At 64.4% G+C, this 17,735-nt stretch carries 17 protein-coding genes; 14 read left to right on the top strand and 3 right to left on the bottom strand.

The features are described from left to right. Positions 1–52 precede the first annotated feature (52 nt). Genes HHJ17_RS10810 through cobA form a run of 14 tightly spaced genes read left to right on the top strand, consistent with a single transcriptional unit; the run spans position 53 to position 10,672 of the window. The gene (locus HHJ17_RS10810; RefSeq protein ID WP_296505735.1) at positions 53–730 is read left to right on the top strand and encodes an energy-coupling factor ABC transporter permease; all 678 of its coding nucleotides are present in this window, start codon (positions 53–55) and stop codon (positions 728–730) included. 3 nt (positions 731–733) lie between these two features. Beyond that, complete coding sequence (gene cobM / locus HHJ17_RS10805) at positions 734–1,555, top strand: precorrin-4 C(11)-methyltransferase (protein WP_296505734.1); 822 nt, start codon at positions 734–736, stop codon at positions 1,553–1,555. Beyond that, positions 1,552–2,481, top strand: coding sequence for a sirohydrochlorin chelatase (locus tag HHJ17_RS10800; protein ID WP_296499275.1), 930 nt, complete (start codon positions 1,552–1,554; stop codon positions 2,479–2,481). The genes cobM and HHJ17_RS10800 overlap by 4 nt, the downstream gene beginning before the upstream one ends. After that, complete coding sequence (locus tag HHJ17_RS10795; RefSeq protein WP_296499277.1) at positions 2,478–3,158, top strand: precorrin-8X methylmutase; 681 nt, start codon at positions 2,478–2,480, stop codon at positions 3,156–3,158. The genes HHJ17_RS10800 and HHJ17_RS10795 overlap by 4 nt, the downstream gene beginning before the upstream one ends. After that, positions 3,155–4,252 (top strand): cobalt-precorrin-5B (C(1))-methyltransferase, encoded by a 1,098-nt coding sequence (locus tag HHJ17_RS10790; protein ID WP_296499278.1) that lies wholly within the window; start codon positions 3,155–3,157, stop codon positions 4,250–4,252. The genes HHJ17_RS10795 and HHJ17_RS10790 overlap by 4 nt, the downstream gene beginning before the upstream one ends. Next, entirely contained in the window at positions 4,249–5,568 is a 1,320-nt protein-coding gene (gene cbiE, locus HHJ17_RS10785; RefSeq protein WP_296499282.1) for a precorrin-6y C5,15-methyltransferase (decarboxylating) subunit CbiE, read from the top strand. Before HHJ17_RS10790 ends, cbiE begins: the two co-directional genes overlap by 4 nt. Next, positions 5,561–6,352, top strand: a complete 792-nt coding sequence (cobI, locus tag HHJ17_RS10780) for a precorrin-2 C(20)-methyltransferase (protein WP_296499285.1) — start codon at positions 5,561–5,563, stop codon at positions 6,350–6,352. Before cbiE ends, cobI begins: the two co-directional genes overlap by 8 nt. Then, positions 6,349–7,128: a cobalamin biosynthesis central domain-containing protein gene (locus HHJ17_RS10775; protein ID WP_296499287.1), complete on the top strand. Its 780-nt coding sequence runs from the start codon at positions 6,349–6,351 to the stop codon at positions 7,126–7,128. The genes cobI and HHJ17_RS10775 overlap by 4 nt, the downstream gene beginning before the upstream one ends. Next, the gene (locus HHJ17_RS10770) at positions 7,125–7,544 is read left to right on the top strand and encodes a cobalamin biosynthesis protein (RefSeq protein WP_296499289.1); all 420 of its coding nucleotides are present in this window, start codon (positions 7,125–7,127) and stop codon (positions 7,542–7,544) included. Before HHJ17_RS10775 ends, HHJ17_RS10770 begins: the two co-directional genes overlap by 4 nt. 22 nt (positions 7,545–7,566) lie before the next feature. Continuing rightward, positions 7,567–7,755: a CbtB domain-containing protein gene (locus HHJ17_RS10765; RefSeq protein WP_296499291.1), complete on the top strand. Its 189-nt coding sequence runs from the start codon at positions 7,567–7,569 to the stop codon at positions 7,753–7,755. A 14-nt stretch (positions 7,756–7,769) separates the two neighbouring features. After that, positions 7,770–8,573 (top strand): CbtA family protein, encoded by an 804-nt coding sequence (locus HHJ17_RS10760; protein ID WP_296499321.1) that lies wholly within the window; start codon positions 7,770–7,772, stop codon positions 8,571–8,573. Then, on the top strand, positions 8,570–9,544 hold the full coding sequence (cobJ, locus tag HHJ17_RS10755; protein ID WP_296499323.1) for a precorrin-3B C(17)-methyltransferase: 975 nt from the start codon (positions 8,570–8,572) through the stop codon (positions 9,542–9,544). Before HHJ17_RS10760 ends, cobJ begins: the two co-directional genes overlap by 4 nt. Further along, a complete protein-coding gene (locus HHJ17_RS10750; protein WP_296499326.1) occupies positions 9,541–9,891 on the top strand; it encodes an NAD(P)H-dependent oxidoreductase subunit E in 351 nt (116 codons plus the stop codon). Before cobJ ends, HHJ17_RS10750 begins: the two co-directional genes overlap by 4 nt. Further along, positions 9,845–10,672 carry a uroporphyrinogen-III C-methyltransferase gene (gene cobA / locus HHJ17_RS10745; RefSeq protein WP_296499330.1) on the top strand — a complete coding sequence of 276 codons (828 nt, stop codon included), beginning with the start codon at positions 9,845–9,847 and terminating at the stop codon, positions 10,670–10,672. Before HHJ17_RS10750 ends, cobA begins: the two co-directional genes overlap by 47 nt. Here the strand turns inward: cobA and HHJ17_RS10740 are convergent. The 3 genes from HHJ17_RS10740 to glnE are packed head-to-tail and all read right to left on the bottom strand — an operon-like array spanning position 10,587 to position 17,716. After that, positions 10,587–13,793: an efflux RND transporter permease subunit gene (locus HHJ17_RS10740; protein ID WP_296505733.1), complete on the bottom strand. Its 3,207-nt coding sequence runs from the start codon at positions 13,791–13,793 to the stop codon at positions 10,587–10,589. The genes cobA and HHJ17_RS10740 overlap by 86 nt on opposite strands. Before the next feature lie 9 nt (positions 13,794–13,802). Then, positions 13,803–15,005 (bottom strand): efflux RND transporter periplasmic adaptor subunit, encoded by a 1,203-nt coding sequence (locus tag HHJ17_RS10735; RefSeq protein ID WP_296499332.1) that lies wholly within the window; start codon positions 15,003–15,005, stop codon positions 13,803–13,805. Continuing rightward, positions 15,002–17,716 (bottom strand): bifunctional [glutamate--ammonia ligase]-adenylyl-L-tyrosine phosphorylase/[glutamate--ammonia-ligase] adenylyltransferase, encoded by a 2,715-nt coding sequence (gene glnE, locus HHJ17_RS10730; protein ID WP_296499333.1) that lies wholly within the window; start codon positions 17,714–17,716, stop codon positions 15,002–15,004. Before glnE ends, HHJ17_RS10735 begins: the two co-directional genes overlap by 4 nt. Between the last annotated feature and the right edge of the window lie 19 nt (positions 17,717–17,735).

Genomic DNA, 17,735 nt, shown 5'->3' with positions numbered 1-17,735 from the left:
TTGGTATGGTGAAAATCTACCTCGTTTTTAACTTGTATTTAATGGAGCTTGTATGCATATTGAACCCGGCCTTGTTGAAGGTACCAAGATTTTCCTGAGTTATGCGACTGCGGCAGGCGTAGTCGGCTATACCGCCAAACTGTCACTTGACGCCATCAAACGTGATGGATTGGCCGCCTTGCTGCTGCGTGCTGCCATTGCCACTGCGTTGGTGTTCTGCTTTTTTGAAGTCTTGCCACACCAGCCCGTGGGTGTTTCCGAGGTTCACCTGATTCTCGGCACGACCTTGCTGCTGCTCTTTGGCGTGGCCCCGGCGGCCATTGGTCTGGCCGGTGGCCTGCTGATTCAGAGTCTGTTCTTCGCGCCCTTCGATCTGCCGCAATACGGCATGAACGTCACCACGCTGCTGGTGCCACTCTTCGCCAGTGCTGCGTTCGCGCGCCGCATCATCCCAGAGCCCACGGCTTACGTCGATATCGGCTATGCCCAGGCATTCAAGCTCTCGGTGGTCTACCAAGGCGGCATTGTCGCGTGGGTGGGTTTTTGGGCGCTCTACGGTCAGGGGGTTGGTGTTGACAATCTGTCGAGCATCGCCAGCTTTGGCGCGGCCTACATGGCGGTCGTTCTGATTGAACCACTGATCGACCTGGGCGTGTTGGCGGTCGCCAAGCTGTTGCACCGCCTCAAGGGCAGCATGGTTGTGGACAAGCGCCTGTACAGCGCCGCCTGATTCATGACCGAAAAAAAGCACGGAACGGTTTGGTTCGTGGGTGCCGGCCCCGGTGACCCGGACCTGATCACCGTCAAAGGCCGGCGGCTGATTGAGCGCGCGGGTGCCATCCTGTTCGCGGGTTCCCTGGTCAGCGAAGCCGCGACCCGCTGGGCCCCAGCAGGCTGCGCAGTAGCCGACAGCAAGGACATGACGCTGGAGCAGATGTCGGCCTGGTTGATTGAGCAGGCCGGACGGTGTGACACCGTGGTGCGCCTGCAAACCGGCGACCCCGGCTTGTATGGCGCGTTGATTGAACTGGTGCAACCGCTGGATGCCGCCGGTGTGGCGGTGCAAGTGGTACCAGGTGTTTCTTCCGCCATGGCCTCAGCGGCGGCGGCGGTCGAGAGTCTGACCCTGCCCGAGGTCACACAAACGGTGATTTTTACCCGGGTGGAGGGGCGCACGCCCATGCCCGAGGGCGAGTCGCTGGAAGCCTTGGCTGCGCACCACAGCACGCTGTGCATCTTCCTGAGCATTACCTTGCTGGGCCGAGTCACGGCGGCGTTGACGGCGGCCGGTTGGTCTGCGGACGCACCGATCGTGGTGGTGCACAAAGCCAGTTGGCCGGGCGAAGAAAAAATTGTGCGCGGCACGGTCGCCACCATTCAGGGTCTGTGCCGCGAGGCCAAGATCGTCAGCCAGTCCATGATCATTGCCAGCCCCACCCTGGGCGCGCGGCAATGGACGACCCTGGCCAAATCCAAACTTTACGACGCGAGCTTCACGCACCGGTTTCGGCGTGCCAGCGTCCCTGCATCGAACCTCACTTTGGAGTCGCCATGACCACAGAAACTATCTTGCTGGTGGGCCACGGCTCGCGCGAAAAATCGGGCAACGACGAAATATTTGCCTTTGCCGAGCAGTGGCGCCAACGCCAGCCTGGCTGGACGATTGAAGTCTGCTTCATCGAATTTTCCGAGATCACGATGAGCGAAGGCCTGCGCCGGGCCGCCACCGGTTCGCAGCGCGTGATCGTGGTGCCGCTGATTCTGAACGCGGCTGGCCACGTGAAGATGGACATCCCGCAGGCCATAGATGCTGCGCGGCTGAAGTTCCCGCAAGTGCAGTTTCTGTACGCGCCGCACCTGAGCGCCTGCGATCACCTTCTCAGCATTGTCAAACGCCGACTCAAGTCCGCCATGCAGGTGCTCGATATGCCTGACCCGACCACCACCGGGGTGGTGCTTCTGGGGCGCGGCTCGTCGGACCGCCAGGCCAACGGCGAGATGGCCAAGATGGCGCGCTGGGTGATGGAAGAGACTGACCACGAACTGGTGGACCTGGCCTTTACCGGCATCACCTATCCGCGGCTGGAAAAAGCGGTGCAACGCCAGAGCCTGCTGGGCATGACGCAGGTGGTGGTGTTGCCGTATTACCTGTTCAATGGCACGCTGGTGGAGCGCATCAAGCGCCAGGTCGAAAACCTGAAAACCCAGTACCCGTCCATTCGTTTTACGTCAACCGACTACTTCGGTTTTGAGCACGAGATTTTTGAATTGCTGGAACAGCGTGTCAATGAATTAAAGCGTGGTGCACCCGAAGCCCTGATGCCCTGCGATGGCTGCAAGTTCAGGGAGTTTGCGGTCGAACACGGCCTGGGTGGGCATCATCATGATGATGCGGTTCTGCACAGTCACGATCATGAGCACCCCCATGCTCACCCGCACCCACACGATCACGCGCATCCTCACTCCGGAGTTCCGGCATGACAACATCTGCTGCCAATGTCGTCACCGAGCAACTGACCGCCGCCGGGCGCGCCATTGAGCACGACTCGTTTGCCGTGATCGACCGCGAAGTCGGGCCTTATGCCTATACCCCCGAACAGTGGCCGATCGTGCGGCGCATGATCCACGCCAACGCGGATTTTGATTTCAACGGTTTGACCGACTTTCACTCCACCGCTGTGGCTGACGGGGTGGCCGCCATTTTGTCGCGCGCCACCCGGGTTGTGGCCGATGTGGAGATGATTTGTGTCGGCCTGTCAGCGCCACGGCTGGCGCACTTTGGCATGCCAACGCACCAGTTCATCAGCGACCCCGATGTCATTGAGGCCGCCAAGCTGGAGGGCACGACCCGCGCCGTGCAGGCCATGCGCAAGGCCCACCGTCTGGGTCTGATCGATGGCGCCATCGTCGGCATCGGCAATGCGCCTACCGCCCTCATTGAAGTGGTGCGGCTGATGCGCGAGGAGGGCGCCCGTCCGGCGCTGGTGGTCGGCATGCCGGTGGGCTTTGTCTCGGCCGCTGAGTCCAAGGATTTGATGGCGCTGGAAACTGCGGTGCCCTGGATCGTGATCCGTGGCCGCAAGGGTGGCTCCACGCTGGTGGTGGCGGCGATCCATGCCCTGTTGGGCTTGGCCGAGGCAAAGGAACTGGCCGCATGATGGACAAGGGCGCCCCCCGCGGCACCCGCACCGGTTTCACCACCGGCGCGTGTTCGGCGGCGGCGGCGCGGGCGGCGGTCATCGGTCTGGTGACCGGCCAGGTGCCCGACGCGGTGGAATGCCTGCTGCCCAATGGCGATCTGGTGACCTTTCCCGTGCAGGACGGTCGCGTCGAGGGTGCCACGGCGCACGCCATGGTCATCAAGGACGCGGGCGACGACCCGGATTGCACCGACAAAGCCCACCTGACCGCCGATGTTTGCCTGTTGCCTGAGCAACCGGGCCAGGTGCTGTTGGCCGGTGGCTTGGGCGTGGGCACGGTCACCATGCAAGGCTTGGGGCTGACCGTGGGCGGCCCGGCCATCAACCCGGTGCCGCGTCGCAACATCGAGGCCAATGTGCGCGCCGCAGGTAGCGCGCTGCTCGATGAGGCCGGTTTTGAGGTGACGATTTCCGTGCCACAAGGCGAGCAAATGGCCAAGAAAACAACGAACGCCCGCTTGGGCATTCTGGGTGGCATCTCCATTCTGGGCACCACCGGCATCGTCAAGCCTTACTCGACTGCCGCCTACCGTGCCAGCGTGGTGCAGGGCGTGCATGTGGCGGGCACCTTGCCCCATGGTGTGGTGGTTCTTACCACCGGCGGGCGAACTGAAAAGTTCGTCATGGAGGAAATGCCACATCTGCCCGAGGCTGTATTTGTGCAGATGGGCGACTTCTTGCGCTACGCCATGGGTGCGGCGGTCAAGGCCGGCTTGAAAAAGGTGGTGATTGGCGGCATGGTTGGCAAACTCACCAAGATCGCCCAAGGCGAAACCATCACCCACGCCGGCCGCGCCGATGTGAACACCGGTTTGCTGGCCGATCTGGCGGCAGAACTTGGCGTCGCACCGGAGGTGTGTGAGGACATCCGCCATGCCAAAACCGCCCGCTATGCCGGCGAGCGCATGGATGCACTGGGCTTGGGCTCCGCATTCCACACCGCGCTGGCGCAGCGCGTGGTGAAAACTTTGCGTGAACGTTACCCCGATCAATTTGAACTGAAAGTGCTGGTCTGCGACTTTGATGGTCGCAAGATAGCGGAGTCCTCATGAATTCTGAATCGATTGAAAAATGCCGCATCGTCGGCGTGCTGGACGATGGCGTGAACAGCCTGGGCCAGAGCGCACTGGCGCATCTGCAACAAGCCCAGCTGGTGATTGGCGGCGCCCGCACGCTGCAGCTGTTCGCCGCGCAAATTAGTCCCGATGCGCAGCAGCGCGATTTGACCGGGGCGCTGTCGCAAGTGCCCGAGTGGATTCGGGCCGCGCAGGCTGCGGGCCAGCGCGTGGTGGTGCTGGCGACCGGCGACCCGCTGTGCCACGGCATCGCCGCTTACCTGGCCTCGCGCCTGTGCATCGAGGCGATTGAGGTGCTGCCCAACGTCTCCACCCTGCAACTGGCTTGCGCCCGCTTGGGGCTGCCCTGGCAGGACATGAAATTCTCCTCTGTCCACAGCAAGGATGCGGGCGACTGGGTGGCGGGCTCTGACCCCGGCCACGGCCTGTACGCGCTGTTGCGCGACATCCGCCAGCATGACCGTCTGGCGGTGCTGACCAGCCCCTTGAACACGCCCGATCGCATCGCCCGCATGCTGGTCACTGAAGGCCTGGCCGATGATTTCGAGATGGCCGTGGCCGAGCGCCTGTGCCAGCCCGAGGAGCGCGTCGTCAGCGGCCTCTCCATCGCGGCGGCGGCCAGCATTCCGTTTGCCGACCCCAATGTGGTGCTGCTGTGGCGCACCACCTTGCGGGCGCCGCAGGTGCTGTTTGGCCTGCCCGATGCCAGCTTTGAGCAGCGTCATCCCGAGAAGGGGCTGATCACCAAGAACGAGGTGCGCGCCGTCTCGCTGGCGCGCATGCAGCTGCGCGCGGACAGCGTGGTGTGGGACATCGGCGCGGGCTCCGGTTCGGTCGGGCTGGAGGCAGCACGGCTGTGCCGGCAGGGCCATGTCTATGCCATCGAGAAAAACGTCGACGACAGTGCCATCGTGCAACGCAACCGCTTGGCGATGGGCATCAGCAACCACACGCTGGTGCATGGCAAGGCCCCGGAAGGCCTGGCCGCGTGGGCTGACCCGGACGCCGTCTTCATTGGGGGCTCGGGCGGGGAACTGGCCGGCTTGATCGCCCTGATCTTGCAGCGGCTCAAGCCCGGCGGCTGGCTGGTGATGAACTTTGTGACACTGGAAAACCTGGGAACCGCCGTGGAGACACTCAAAACCCTGGGCGCCGCGTGGGACGTGCTGCAACTGCAGGCTGCGCGCAGCAAACCCATTCTGCACATGAACCGCATGGCCGCTGAAAACCCGGTCTGGATAGTTTGTGCCCAAGCGGCAGGCGCAACGCCAGCAGGAGCCGAACATGCATAAGCCCGGCACGCTTCATGGTGTGTCGCTGGGCCCCGGCGACCCCGGCCTGATCACCCGCCGCGCGTGGGCGCTGCTGGAACGCCGCGATGCGGTCTGGACCTACCCCGTGCGCAGCTTGCGCAAAGAGAGCTACGCGCTCGACATCGCCCTGCGCGCCGGGCTGGCGCTGCCCCCGCAACACCAGGCGCTGCTGTTCCCCATGACACACGATGTGGAGAAACTCGCCCGCCATTGGCTCAAGGCGGCCGAAACGGTGCGGGACCTGCTGGCGACCGGGCAGGACGTGTTGTTTCTGGTCGAAGGCGACGCCTCCACCTACGCCAGCTTTTGTTACCTGGCCCGCGTGCTGCGCGAGCTCGATGCCGATGCGCAGATCGACATCGTGCCCGGCGTCACGTCGTTCAACGCGGCCTGCGCCCGGCTGCAGATGCCGCTGTCCGAGCAGGACGACACCATCGCCATCGTGCCCGCCGCCTACGGCATTGCGGCGGTGGAGAAAATGCTGGACGACTTCGACACCCTGGTGCTGATGAAGGTCAAGCCGCTGCTCGATGACTTGATTGACCTGCTGGCGCGTCGTGGCCTGCTGGCACACAGCCGCTTTATCGAGAAAGCCGGCTCGCCGGTGGAGCGCATCGTGCAGAACGTGGCCGAACTCAAAGGCACCAAGGTTAATTATTTGTCGCTCTTGCTGGTGAAAAACCCGAACCGCGAGCGCGGCGAGATGATTCGCGGCTGCCGCAAGAAAACAAGCACTGAAATCGAAGAGGAAACCCAGGAATGACCACCACCACCCTGCCAGACACCGCTCTGGCGACCAAACAAGCGGTGCGCGTGGTACTGGTTGCCATCACCAAACACGGCGCGCAACAAACCGCCGGTTTGGCGCGCCTGTTGCCACAAGCCAGCGTGTGCGTAGCCGACAAGTTCGCGCCGCTAATGGGGGGCTTAGCCAACCCGGTGCGCGCCTACGGTGGCGCTTTTCGGGACGAGATTGCTCAGCTCCTCGCTGATTTTGATCAGGTCGTTTTCTTCGTCTCGCTCGGTGCCGTGGTGCGTCTGATCGCCCCGCACCTGAAAACCAAAGACGAAGACCCCGGTGTGCTGGTGGTCGATGACGCCGGGCAGTTTGTCATCCCCGTGCTGTCGGGCCATGTGGGCGGCGCCAATGCCATGGCTGAACAGATTGCCGCGCTGCTGGGTGCCACCGCTGTACTAACCACGGCGTCCGACGTCGGCAAGACCATTCCGGTGGACATTCTGGGCCGCGAACTGGGCTGGAAGGTCGAGGCGCCCAAGATCAACATCACGCGCGTGTCAGCCCATGTGGTCAACGGCGAGCCGATTGCCGTGGTGCAGGAGGCGGGCAGTCCGCATTGGTGGACCCGGCCCACGCCACTGCCCGGCAGCATTCACAAATTCGAACGCTTCGAAGACGTGGACCTGAACCACTTCAAGGCCGTGTTGTGGATCACCCACGCCGAGGTGCCTGCCGAACGCTGGCAGCAATTGAACGAGCGTTTGGTGGTGTACCGCCCGCCGCAAGAGGTAGGTGCATGAGCAGTGCCTTGATGCAAGTGGCCGTTGGCCTGGGTTGCGACCGCGGCACACCGCTGGCGACCGTGGTGCATACGCTCGACGCCGCGCTGGCACAGGCCGGGCTGGTGCGCGAGCAGGTGCGCGTGCTGGCCAGCATTGAGGCCAAGCGCGACGAAGTCGCCTTTCTGGAGTTGGCCGCGCTTGGCGGCTGGCCACTGCAGTTTTTCAGCGCTGGCGAACTGGCCGCCGTGCCTGTGCTGAACCCCTCAGCCACGGTGCTGCGCTACATGGGCACACCCTCGGTGTCCGAGGCGGCCGCCTTGCTGGCCGCTCAGGCTACTGCGGCACAGTTGCTGGTCGAAAAATTCAAGCACAAGGGTGTCGATGGCCGTAACGCCACCGTCTCCATTGCTTCTTTCCCGCTTTCGTTTTCTTGATTTTTTAACCCAAGGAGTCTCTATGAACATTTCTACACCCTCTATCACCATCACCCCAACCACCACAGCCGCTATTTCGATGTTGGCCCAACTTGGCGCTGCGCTGCTGCTTGGCTTGGTCATGCTGTACGCCGTCGGCTTTAGCGAAGCCTCGGTGGCCCACAACGCCGCCCACGACGTGCGCCATGCCACTGGCCGCCCTTGCCATTGAGACAGACCACACCCATGTTGTTTCGACGGTTATTTTTGTGCGCCTTGTTTGTAGGCTTGCTGACGGGAATTTTTGACAGCGCCGTCCAGCGCTGGCAGGTGGTGCCGTTGATTCTGGCGGCCGAGGTGTTTGAAGAATCGGCTGTCCCGCAGGGTGCTGAGCATGCGCACGCCGATGGCGCCGCACACAGCCACGGGCCGCAAGCCTGGGCGCCGCAAGACGGACTGGAACGCACCGCCTACACCGTGCTGGCCAATGTGCTCAATGCCATTGGCTCGGCATTGCTGCTGATGCCTTTGCTGGCCTTCTGGAACCGCCAGCGAGCGGGCCAACCCCTGGCGCTGCACAAAGGCTACGGCGCATCCGTGCGCTATGGTTTGCTGTGGGGGGCGGCGGGCTGGGTTTGTCTGTTTGCGTTACCTGCGCTGGGGCAGCCCCCCGAGCTGCCGGGCATGCAGGCTGCTGCTTTGCAGGCGCGCCAGGTGTGGTGGACCCTGACCGTCGCCTGCGGTGCGGGAGGGCTGGCCATGCTGTGTCTGGTACAAGCCAAATGGCGGGTGCTGGGTCTGGGCCTGCTGGTGCTGCCTTTTGCCATCGGAGCGCCGCAACATGCGGGCAGTTCTTTTGCGGGAATGGAGGCTGACGTTGCGTTGCAAATGCAGCAGCTGGTTGCGCGTTTTGTTGTTGCAACCGCTGTCGCCAGCGCCCTGCAATGGCTGTTGTTGGGTACTTTGTCTGCGTTGGCCGTGGCCCGCTGGCTAAGCCCTTTGTTGAATCCTGTGGCACCTGCCACACGCCTGGAAGGAACTGCATCATGAGCAGCGGAAAAATCATGCTGGTGGGCATCGGCCCCGGCCACTATTCCCACATGACCCACCGTGCCTGCGAGGCGATTGCGGAAGCCGACGTGGTGGTGGGTTACGTCACCTACATCAAGCTGGTGGCGGACTTGCTCGAAGGCAAGGAAGTCATTCGCAAGGGCATGACCGAGGAGCTCGATCGCGCCGTCCATGCGCTGGAACGGGCCCGTGAGGGCAAGAAGGTGGCGCTGATCTCAAGCGGCGACGCTGGCGTGTATGGCATGGCCGGGCCGACCTACGAGGTGCTGTTCCAGGCGGGTTGGACGCCAGAGACTGACGTCGAAGTGGAGGTGATTCCCGGTGCTTCGGCCATCAACGCCTGCGCCTCGCTGGTAGGGGCACCGCTGACGCACGATTTTTGCTCCATCTCTTTGTCCGACCTGCTGACACCCTGGCCGGTGATTGCGCGTCGTCTTGACGCCGTGGCTGCCGCTGATTTTGTGGTCGCGCTGTACAACCCCAAGAGTGGTCGGCGCACCCAGCAGATCGTGCAAGCGCAGCAGTTGTTTTTGCGCCATCGCCGCCCGGACACCCCGGTGGTGGTGGTCAAGTCGGCTTACCGGCGCCGCCAGAACATTGAGTTCACCACGCTGGACAAAATGAGCGAGTGCGACATCGGCATGCTGAGCACGGTGCTGATTGGCAACAGCCACACCTTTGTGCGTGATGGCTTGATGATTACGCCACGCGGCTATGCCAACAAGTACGAACTGCACGGCGACGGCAGCACGCGTGAAGGCGAAAAACGCGGGCGTTCGCTGTCTACCGGCCTGCTCGGCTGGACCGAAAACCTGCGTGCTGACAATGCAGAAGGCCAGAGCAGTGCCGAGCTTGCAATTCGCCACAACTTGCCCGTGGACTACATCGAAATGGTGTTGAGCGCGCCGGTAGAAGATGATGCCGTCACGGCGGACGAGTCCGAAGAATGATCGAAATCGAAAAACCGAAGATCGGTAATTACAAACGCCACCTGCTCATTTGTACCGGCCCCCGCTGCACGCAAGACGGCGCTGCGCAAGCGCTGTTTGACAGTCTGGGTGACAAGTTCAAGGCGGCCGGACTGCATGACGGGGAGATGCGCGTCAAACGCAGCCGCGTGAGTTGCTTTGCCGCCTGCAAGGGCGGACCGGTCATGTGCGTGCAACCGGATGGCATCTGGTACTACAACGTCACGTCACTCAACATGGACCGCATCATTCAGGAACATCTGGTCGGCGGACAGAGCGTCGATGACCTGGTGTTTCATCGTGGTCCTGAAAGCGCTCAGCATGATTAACCCGATCGTTCACCCCGGCATGGTGTCGCTGGTCGGCGCCGGTCCCGGTGCGGTGGACCTGCTGACGTTGCGCGCCCTGAACCGTATTCAGCGTGCCGAGGTGGTGGTCCATGACCGGTTAATTGGCGACGACATCATGGCCTTGATCCCTGCGGGTGTGCAACGTATCTATGTCGGCAAGGCCGCGCGCAATCACGCGGTCGCACAAAAAAATATCGAGGACCTGCTGATTCAGCAGGCGCGTCTGGGCAAGCGCGTGGTCCGGCTCAAAGGCGGCGACCCCTTCGTCTTTGGTCGTGGCGGTGAAGAGGTGCAGGCGCTGGCGGCGGCGCACATCCCCTGTGAAGTGATTCCCGGCGTGACGGCCGCCACCGGCTGTTCTGCTGCCGCCGGCATTCCCCTGACCCACCGGAATATGGCCAGCAGCTGTGTGTTCTTGTCCGGCCATCTGGCGGATGAAAGCCGGGAGCCGGATTGGCGCGCCCTGGCCCAGCCCCGGCAAACGCGCATTTTCTACATGGGGGTGGAGCGGCTGGCCCAGATTGCCCAGCGTTTGATTGCGCACGGCCTGCCCGCTTCAACGCCGGCGGCCGTGGTGCAAGACGGCACCCACGCCAGTCAATCGGTGCTGGCCATGGAACTGCAATCACTGGTGCAGTGCGCGCCCGCTTATGGACCGCGACCGGGCTTGCTGATCATCGGAGAAACGGTTGCTCTGAGCCCGCATTACCAGCTGGTACAACCGGTGCCGGACGCCGCAACCGCGCCATGCCGCGCTTGAGTAAATGTTCCAGATCATCAATGTAGGTGAACACCGCCGGCACCACCAGCAGACTCAGCAGCGTGGAGGTGATGAGGCCGCCAATCACGGCAATCGCCATCGGTGAGCGAAAGCTCGGGTCGGCGCCCCAGCCCAAGGCGAGCGGCAGCATGCCGGCGCCCATGGCGATGGTGGTCATCAGGATCGGGCGACTGCGTTTGTGGCAGGCGTCGACCAGCGCGTCGAAGCGGTTCATGCCAGGCACGGCCGGCTGGCCGTCGCTGGCCTTGTGGCCCTGCCGCGCCAGAATCGCGTAGTCCACCAGCAGAATCGAGTTCTTGGTGACGATGCCCATCAGCATGATGAGGCCGATCATCGACGGCATCGACAGCGCCCGCCCGGTCAGCAGCAGGGCGACAAAGGCGCCGCCCATGCTCAAGGGCAGCGCCGCCAGAATCGTGACCGGCTGCATGAAGTCCTTGAACAGCAGCACCAGCACGCCGTAAATGCACAGCACGCCGATCAGCATGGCAATGCCAAAGCTGGCGAACAGCGCCTGCATTTCCTGCGCGTCACCGAGCTCGGCAATCTTGACGCCGGGCGGCAGGCTCTGCATGCTGGGCAGGGCGCGCGCTTCGGCGTTCAGGTCGCCGAGCTGGCGGCTGCCGAGTTCGACATCGAGCGTCACGTTGCGACTGCGGTTGAGCCGGTCAATCTGGGCCGGGCCGCTCTCCATGGTGAGGCTGGCGACATTGCCGAGCAGCACCGGGCCGTTTTTGCCCGGCACGGTCAGGCGTTCCAGTGCGGCCAGATCGGCGCGCACGGCATCCGGCAGCTTGACGCGAATCGGCACCTGGCGTTCCGACAGGTTGAGCTTGGGCAGGCTGGTGTCGTAGTCGCCGGCGGTGGCGACGCGCACGGTCTCGCCAATGCTGGCCGCCGTCACGCCCAAGTCGGCGGCGCGCGCCGAGTCCGGCCGCACGATGATCTCGGGCCGCACCAGCGAGGCACTGGAGCTGACGTTGCCGACGCCCCGCAGCGTGCGCAGTTCGCGCACGACGCTTTGCGCGCTGGCCAGCAGGGCGACCGGGTCATCGCTTTTCAACACCAGCTGCATCTTGACGCCCGAATCAGGCGGCCCCACGGTGAAGCGGGCACCGGCAATGTCAGCCATGGTGTGCCGCAGTTGCGACTCGATACCGGCCATCGAAATGGCCCGGTCGTTGCGGTGGCTGGTGGTCAGCGTCAACACGGCACGGCGTGCTTCGGCCGCGGCGCCGGGGGCAAAGGCATCGCCGCTGGAGCCGCCGCCAATCGAGCTGAAGATGCCTTGGATGTGCGGCACCGTCATGGCGGCGACGCGGACCTGCTCGGCCACGGCGCGGGTCTCGGTCAGCGTGCTGCCGGGCGGCAACTCGATGTTGATCTGCGTCTGGCCCCGGTCCGCCGCCGGCACAAAGCCGGTGGGCAGCAAGGGCACCAGCGCGATGGAGCCGATGAAGAAGAGCGCGGCGCCGAGCAGGGTGAGGCCGCGGTGGCTCAGGCACCAGCGCATGGTGCGCATATAGCGGCTCATCAGCCAGCCGTCCGGCGCCTCGTGGTAGGCGGCGCTGGGGTCGGTGTGCGCCGCGTTTTTGTGCGGCTTCAAAATGTAGGCCGCCATCATCGGCGTGAGCAGCCGCGCCACCAGCAGCGAGGCCAGAATCGCCAGCACCGCGGTCCAGCCAAACTGCTTGAAAAACAGGCCGGGCACGCCGCCCATGAAGGCGGTCGGCAAGAACACCGCCACCAGCGCAAAGGTGGTGGCAATCACCGCCATGCCGATTTCGTCCGCCGCTTCCATGGCGGCCTGGTAGGGCGACTTGCCCATGCGCAGGTGGCGCTCGATGTTTTCGATCTCGACAATCGCATCGTCCACCAGCACGCCGACCACCAGCGCCAGCGACAGCAAGGTCACGGTGTTGAGCGTGTAGCCAAAGTATTGCAGACCCAAAAACGTCGGAATCACCGACAGCGGCAGGGCGGCGGCCGACACCAGCGTGGCGCGCCAGTCGCGCAAGAACCACCACACCACCAGAATGGCCAGCAGCGCCCCCTCAAACAGCAGCTCCATCGAGCCCTGGAAGTTTTCCGCCACCGGGGCGGCGTTGTCGATGACCAGCTGCAGGGCGATGGTCGGGTTGTTGGTCTGCAACTCCGCCACGGCGGCGCGCACGCCTTTGGCCACTTCGACTTCGCTGGCGCCTTTGGTGCGGAAGACCTCGAAGCCGACCACGGTGCGGCCATTCTGCGTCGCCACCGCACGCGGCTCGGCCACGGTGTCCAGCACCATGGCGACCTGGTCCAGTCGAATATGGCGGCCGTCGGCCAGCGGAATGTCCAGCTGCGCCAGTTCCGCCGCCGTCTTGACGGTGGCAATGGTGCGCACCGATTGTTCGGCGCCACTGACATCGCCACGGCCACCGGGCGCCTCCTGTTGCACCAGCTTGAGCCGGCGCGAGACATCAACGGCGGCCACATTCAGCGCCGCCATTTTGGCCGCATCCAGCTCGACGCGGATTTCGCGGTCGACCCCGCCCATGCGTTTGACGGCACCGACGCCCGGCACGCTGAGCAAGCGCTTGGCGACGGTGTTGTCGACAAACCAGCTCAGCGCCTGGGCGTCGAGCTGGCTGGCGTGGTTGGCCCCTGCGCCGGCCCCGGCGGCCGCGGCGGCGGTGAAGGTCAGCACCACCCGCCCGGCGGTGGAGGCTTTGGTCACCGACGGATCGCGCACGTCGGCCGGCAAGTCGGCGCGCACGCGGGCGACGGCGTCGCGCACGTCGTTCACCGCCTCGGCAATCGGTTTTTCCAGGATGAATTCAACGGTGACCTGCACGCTGCCGTCCAGCACCTTGGTGTAGATGTTCTTCACGCCCTGCAGCGTGGCGACCGAGTCTTCCAGCTTGCGCGCCACTTCGGTTTCCAGCTGCGCCGGGGCGGCGCCGGACAGGGTGGCGCTGACCGTGACGATCGGCAGTTCGATGTCGGGAAAGTCCTGCACCACGCTGGCGCGAAACGACAGAATGCCGGCCAGCGACAGCAGCACAAACAGCATGATGGCCGGCACCGGGTTCTTGATCGACAGTGAGGAGAAGTTCATGACTGCTCCTTATTTCGTAGCTGCTTGTGCAGGTTTTACGGGGGCTAGCGGCTGATTTGATGCTGAAGTCGGGGCGGCCGCCGGCGCGGACACCACTTTGACCAGATCGCCATCGTTCAGAAAACCGGCGCCGCTGGCCACCAGCACGGCGTCGGCGCTGAGGCCGTCCAGCACCTCGACCCGGTCACCGACCCGGCGCCCGATCTGCAGCTTGATCTGGCTGACGCGCTGGTCGGTATTCAGACGAAACGCGTAGTTGAAGCCATCGCGCACCACGACCGCCTGCTGCGGCACCGTCAGCGCTTGCGAGTTGCCCAGTGCAAACTCGCCACGGGCAAACATGCCGGCCTTGAAGCCGGCCGGGTTGTCCCCCTTGGGGTCGTTCGGCAGGTCCACATAAACCAGGCCGGAGCGGGTTTGCGGGTCCACCGTCGGTGCCACCATCCGGACGCGGCCGGTGCGCTGCGCGCCGCTGGCGGAAGTCACGGTCGCCTGGGTCCCCGGCAGCATGTGGCTCAACTCGGTGGAGGTGACTTCTGCCCGCCATTCCAGCCGGCCCTGGCGAATCAGCCGAAACAATTCGGTGCCGTTGGCGACCACAGCGCCTACCGTGGCGCTGCGGGCCGAGATGACGCCGCTGTCGGGCGCCCGCACCTCGGTGTATTTGAGCCGCAACGCTTGCGCCGCCAAGGCGGCCTTGGCCGATTCGACCCGCGCCCGTGCCGTCTGCTCGGCGGTCAGGTACTGGTTGATCTGCTGGCCGCTGAAGGTGCCGGTGCCTTGCAAGGTGCGCACGCGGTCGGCGTTGGCGGTGGCTTCCAGCGCGCTGGCGCTGGCTTCATTGACCCCGGCGCGGGCTTGCGCCACGTCGGCCTGGATGCTTTCCATGGCAAAGCGGGCCAGCAGCTGGCCGCGCTGCACCACGTCACCGACATTGACCAGCACCTCGGCCAGGCGCAGGCCGCTGCTCTCGGCGCCGACGCTGGCTTCCTGCCAGGCGGCAATGTTGCCGTTGGCCGTTAGCCGGATCGGCAGCGCGCTGCGTTGCGCCTGCGTGGTGGTCACGGTGAGCGCCGGTTTGGCTTGCGCCTGCGCGGCCGCCGGCTTGCCTGTGCTGCCAGACCTTGAGGTAAATAGGGCGATAGCCCCCGCCGCTATTACGCAAGCAGCTATTAGAACAATAGCAAGTGGTTTGAGTTTGAAACGGTTCATGGGGTGCTCTGAATATCGCCAAAGACGGTTTGCCACAGCACCAGCACGGCCTCGCGCTGGCCCTGCAATTCGGGCATGGCGACATGGGTCGGTTCTTCGTTCAGGCGGGCCCGGTGCTGCACTCGCCGCATTTCGCGGTAGGCGCTGGCCGCCGCATGGCCGACGCCGGCCGGCAGCAGCCCGAGCACCTCGGCGCGTTCCAGCAGCGCAATATTGCCGGCGTTGTCGATCAGCTCGGGGTGTTGCGCCGCGTTGGACAGCACCAGGTACTGCATGACAAATTCCACATCGATCATGCCGCCCGGGCTTTGCTTGACGTCGAATTGTTCGCCCTTGACCGGGTGGGCGGCGCTCACCTTGTTGCGCATGCTGACGATTTCAGTCTTCAGGGCCGCGGCGTTGCGCGGCGCCGCGATGACGGCTTTGCGGATGGCGTCAAAGCGTTGCTTGAGCGTGTCGTCGCCCAGCACAAAACGGGCACGCGTCATGGCCTGGTGTTCCCAGGTCCAGGCGGTGTTGGAGCCGCGCTGTTGCTGGTAGTTGGCGTAAGCGTCAAACGAGGTGATCAGCAGGCCGGAGTTGCCGTTCGGGCGCAGCGCGGTGTCAATCTCGTACAGGTCGCCCTCGCCGGTCTTGACGGTCAGCCAGTTGATCAGCTTGCGCACCAGGTTGGCATAGATCTCGGGCGCACGGTCGTCGTCGTCGGCGTAGACAAACACAATGTCCAGATCGCTGCCGTAGCCGAGTTCCTTGCCGCCCAGTTTGCCGTAGGCAATGATGGCCAGCTGCGGTGTTTCGCGGTGTTTGTTTTTCAGGCGGCTCCAGCACCAGCGGGTGGTGACGCGCAACACCGCCTCGGCCAGCGAGCTGAGGTCGTCGGCCACTTCTTCGACGCTCAGTTTGCCTTCGACGTCGCGCGCCAGCGTGCGAAACACTTCGGCGTGGTGGGCGCGGCGCAGCAGGTTGAGCAGGGCTTCGTCGTCGTCTTCGCCGCTGCCGGCCAGCGAGGCGCGCCGATGATCGAGTTCCCGCTCGAAATCGCTGGCCGCAAAGCGTTCATTCAGCATGTCGGCACCGGCCAGTTCGTCAATCACGCCCGGGTGCAGCAGCAGGTAGCGCGCCGGCCAGCGCGCGGCGCCCAGCAAACGCAGCAGGCGTTCATGCACATTGGGGCGCTCCAGCAGCAGGGCCAGGTAGCTTTCCCGCCGCAGCAGGGGTTCAATCCAGTCGGCCAGGCGCACAGCCGCTTCCGGCGTGGCGCGGCCTTCGTCAACCCACTGGGCGGTGCGGGCAATCAGGCGCATCAGGCGGGCGCGCGAGTCTTCGCGCAAGGCCAGCACCCGGGGGTGCTCGCGCCAAGTGGCGACGCGGGCCCGAAAGTCGACCGGTAGCTGTTCCAGCAATTCGTCAAAATCGGGCACGGCCGCGGGCTTGCCGCCGTTGCAGCCTTTGCATTCCTTGTCCACGCCGCCGCCGAGCAGGGCATCAAATTCCTGCGCCACCAACTCGCGGTGGGCATCGAGCTGGTGCAGCAGCTCGCAGGAGTTGGCATAGCCCAGGGTGCTGGCGATCCAGTCCAGGTCATGGTCCTGCGTCGGCAGCACATGGGTTTGCTGATCGTCCAGGTACTGAATGCGGTGCTCGACCCGGCGCAAAAAGTCGTAGGCCTCGGCCAGTGCTTCGGCCGTTTTTTGCGGCATGAGGCCGGCTTTGGTCAGCCGGGTCAGTGCGCTCAGCGTCGGGCGGGTCCGGAGTTCGGGGTACTGGCCGCCGCGCACCACCTGCAGCAGTTGCACGATGAATTCGATTTCGCGGATGCCGCCGCGCGACAGCTTGACGTCGTTGGCGCGTTCCGGGCGCCCGGTGCTGCGTTTGCTGGCATGGTCGCGAATTTGCCGGTGCAGCACACGCAGCGAGTCAAACACGTTGTAGTCCAGATAGCGGCGGAACACGAACGGCACCACCACACTGCGCAGCGCCAGAGGCGCGCCTTCGTCGCCAGCGCCGAGGCGCGCCACCACCCGACTTTTCAGCCAGGCAAAGCGTTCCCACTCGCGACCCTGCACATGCAGGTACTCTTCCAGCGCCCCGAGCGAGACCGCCGGTGGCCCGGAATTGCCGTTGGGCCGCAGCGCCAGGTCGACCCGAAAGACAAAGCCGTGCTCGGTGACGTCGCCGATCAGGGCGTAGAGCGCGCGCACCGCCTTGGCAAAGTACTCCTGGTTGGAAATGCGGCTGCGGCCTTGCGCGTCGCCGGTGGTGTCGCCGTCCTGGTCGTAAACGTAGATCAGGTCGATGTCGCTGGAGACATTCAACTCGCGGGCGCCGAGTTTGCCCATGCCGACAATCCAGAGTTGGGCGCGGGTGCCGTCCGGGGTGCAAGGCGCGCCGTGGGCCTCGTCCAGCGTCAGCTGGACTTGCGCGCAGGCCCGCTTCAGGGCGAACTCCGCCAGGTCGGTCATGGCCTGGGTGACTTGGCGCAAGGGGGCTTGTTCGTCGCAGTCCAGACACAGCAGGCGTTCCAGCACCAGCTGGCGGGTGGTGCGCAAAGCGCTGCCGGTGTCGTTGCCCAAAGCTTGCAAGGCCTCAAAGGTCAGCGCCATGGCCGCCTGATCCGGGACCCCGGCGGGTAATAAGTGCAGTTGGTTCTCGTAGCGACGTCGCACGCGCTGTCCAAAGCGCGAGTGAGATGACAATGTGGGGCGGGTCATAATTCCTGTCATATATCCA

The organism is Rhodoferax sp. (assembly GCF_012927445.1).
In the GTDB taxonomy this organism is placed as follows: Bacteria; Pseudomonadota; Gammaproteobacteria; order Burkholderiales; family Burkholderiaceae_C; genus Rhodoferax.
The sequence above is the reverse complement of the archived record's forward strand: the minus strand, read 5'-3'. Positions and strand labels throughout refer to the sequence as shown.

What these genes read in the sequence shown, in the direction of transcription:
- HHJ17_RS10795 (WP_296499277.1), top strand. Translation starts at nt 2,478, where the DNA reads ATGACAACATCTGCTGCCAATGTCGTCACCGAGCAACTGACCGCCGCC.
- cobM (WP_296505734.1), top strand. Translation starts at nt 734, where the DNA reads ATGACCGAAAAAAAGCACGGAACGGTTTGGTTCGTGGGTGCCGGCCCC.
- HHJ17_RS10750 (WP_296499326.1), top strand. Translation starts at nt 9,541, where the DNA reads ATGATCGAAATCGAAAAACCGAAGATCGGTAATTACAAACGCCACCTG.
- HHJ17_RS10775 (WP_296499287.1), top strand. Translation starts at nt 6,349, where the DNA reads ATGACCACCACCACCCTGCCAGACACCGCTCTGGCGACCAAACAAGCG.
- HHJ17_RS10740 (WP_296505733.1), bottom strand. Translation starts at nt 13,793, where the DNA reads ATGAACTTCTCCTCACTGTCGATCAAGAACCCGGTGCCGGCCATCATG.
- cbiE (WP_296499282.1), top strand. Translation starts at nt 4,249, where the DNA reads ATGAATTCTGAATCGATTGAAAAATGCCGCATCGTCGGCGTGCTGGAC.
- cobI (WP_296499285.1), top strand. Translation starts at nt 5,561, where the DNA reads ATGCATAAGCCCGGCACGCTTCATGGTGTGTCGCTGGGCCCCGGCGAC.
- HHJ17_RS10790 (WP_296499278.1), top strand. Translation starts at nt 3,155, where the DNA reads ATGATGGACAAGGGCGCCCCCCGCGGCACCCGCACCGGTTTCACCACC.
- glnE (WP_296499333.1), bottom strand. Translation starts at nt 17,716, where the DNA reads ATGACCCGCCCCACATTGTCATCTCACTCGCGCTTTGGACAGCGCGTG.
- HHJ17_RS10760 (WP_296499321.1), top strand. Translation starts at nt 7,770, where the DNA reads ATGTTGTTTCGACGGTTATTTTTGTGCGCCTTGTTTGTAGGCTTGCTG.
- HHJ17_RS10800 (WP_296499275.1), top strand. Translation starts at nt 1,552, where the DNA reads ATGACCACAGAAACTATCTTGCTGGTGGGCCACGGCTCGCGCGAAAAA.
- cobJ (WP_296499323.1), top strand. Translation starts at nt 8,570, where the DNA reads ATGAGCAGCGGAAAAATCATGCTGGTGGGCATCGGCCCCGGCCACTAT.
- HHJ17_RS10735 (WP_296499332.1), bottom strand. Translation starts at nt 15,005, where the DNA reads ATGAACCGTTTCAAACTCAAACCACTTGCTATTGTTCTAATAGCTGCT.
- HHJ17_RS10810 (WP_296505735.1), top strand. Translation starts at nt 53, where the DNA reads ATGCATATTGAACCCGGCCTTGTTGAAGGTACCAAGATTTTCCTGAGT.
- HHJ17_RS10770 (WP_296499289.1), top strand. Translation starts at nt 7,125, where the DNA reads ATGAGCAGTGCCTTGATGCAAGTGGCCGTTGGCCTGGGTTGCGACCGC.
- cobA (WP_296499330.1), top strand. Translation starts at nt 9,845, where the DNA reads ATGACCTGGTGTTTCATCGTGGTCCTGAAAGCGCTCAGCATGATTAAC.
- HHJ17_RS10765 (WP_296499291.1), top strand. Translation starts at nt 7,567, where the DNA reads ATGAACATTTCTACACCCTCTATCACCATCACCCCAACCACCACAGCC.